This window comes from Kitasatospora sp. NPDC004799, from assembly GCF_040609095.1.
Classification (GTDB): Bacteria; Actinomycetota; Actinomycetes; order Streptomycetales; family Streptomycetaceae; genus Kitasatospora.
In genome coordinates this window covers 1-1,232 of record NZ_JBEXJK010000813.1, presented here as the reverse complement: position 1 = coordinate 1,232, position 1,232 = coordinate 1, and the positions used below count along the sequence as shown (strand labels likewise).

At 71.8% G+C, this 1,232-nt stretch carries 1 protein-coding gene; it reads right to left on the bottom strand.

All coding sequences use genetic code 11. The annotated features are described in order from the left end of the window. Positions 1-57: 57 nt before the first annotated feature. On the bottom strand, positions 58-1,032 hold the full coding sequence (locus ABZW03_RS40985; RefSeq protein ID WP_355269992.1) for a linear amide C-N hydrolase: 975 nt from the start codon (positions 1,030-1,032) through the stop codon (positions 58-60). Positions 1,033-1,232 lie beyond the last annotated feature (200 nt).

Here is a 1,232-nt window from a genome sequence, read left to right as displayed (position 1 = left end):
GCGCCGACCAGCCCGGCCACCCCCGGCACGGCGTTCTCCACCACCCCCGACGGTCGGTCACTGCACCGGCACGAACTCGCCGGTCACGTTGCCGACGCGGTCGGGCTCCGCCACCAGGTCGAGCACCAGTTCCGGGCTGCCCGGCGCGAAGTCCAGCTGCGACAGTTCGATCCACACCACGTTCGGGCTCGTGGTGGACTCGAAGAAGTACCGCCGCTGGGTCAGGTCGGTGACGGTCCGCCAGCGGGTGGTCGAGACCTCCGGCCGCTGGGCCTCGTCCGGGGTGCCGAACGGGGCGGAGGCGTTGCGGATCACGCTGAACGCGTACGCCGTGGCCTCGCGCGGGTCGGAGGTGTTCGGGAGCATCGCGGAGAAGTAGGCGGCGCGGGCGAAGCGGTCGGGCGACTCGACACCTCCGGGCAGCGGCTGGGTGCCGCCGCCCGCCGGGTACTGCTCCTGCAGCTTCAACTGCTCGTCGTACACGGGCGAGTTCGCCATCACCGTGAACTCGGGGCCGTGGTGGATGTTGGTCTTGCCGTCGATGAACTCGATGACGGCCGAGTCGCCGCTCGGGTCCGCGACCGCGATGTGGCCGGTCCCCGGCTTGTCGCCGAGGTCCATCTCGATGAGCTGCACGTTGTCGTTCTCGAGCCACTCGACGGCCGCGGCGACGGTGCCGAACCGGTCGAGCAGGCACTGGATCGCCCAGTAGAGCTCGAGCCCGGGGCGGTCGCCGTCCCGCTCCCCGTAGTCCGACTCGGAGAGGTAGAGCCCGCTGACCTGGAACCCCGCCTCGTTGACGCCGTCGACCACGGCCTGGCCGTACATGAGCGCGACGACGCTGCCGTAGGCCGAGGTCCAGGTGAAGGGATGGGGGTCGCCGGGCGTGTTCGGGGTGCTCTCACGGCGCACGCCGCGCGGGCGCACGGCGAGGACCGTCGCGGTGTCGTCGGACCAGTCCATGCTCCGGCCGACGAGGACGGTGCCCGCACCGGGGCTGCCTTCGGACGACCACAGGAATCGTGTACACATGCCCCGCATCCTGGACCGTTCCACCACGAATCATTCGTTGGACGCAGGCCGGCTCACCCGTTCGGGCGGAACGTTTTCGATCACAGCGCCAGGTGGCTCGTGCGGCGGGGGCCCGGGGGTTGGCGGGGGGCGGCGCCGGGCCGGCGTCGGCGGCGGCCCGGCGCGGGGGGGCGGGGGGGGGGGTGTGTATATAGGTAGAG

What these genes read in the sequence shown, in the direction of transcription:
- ABZW03_RS40985 (WP_355269992.1), bottom strand. Translation starts at nt 1,032, where the DNA reads ATGTGTACACGATTCCTGTGGTCGTCCGAAGGCAGCCCCGGTGCGGGC.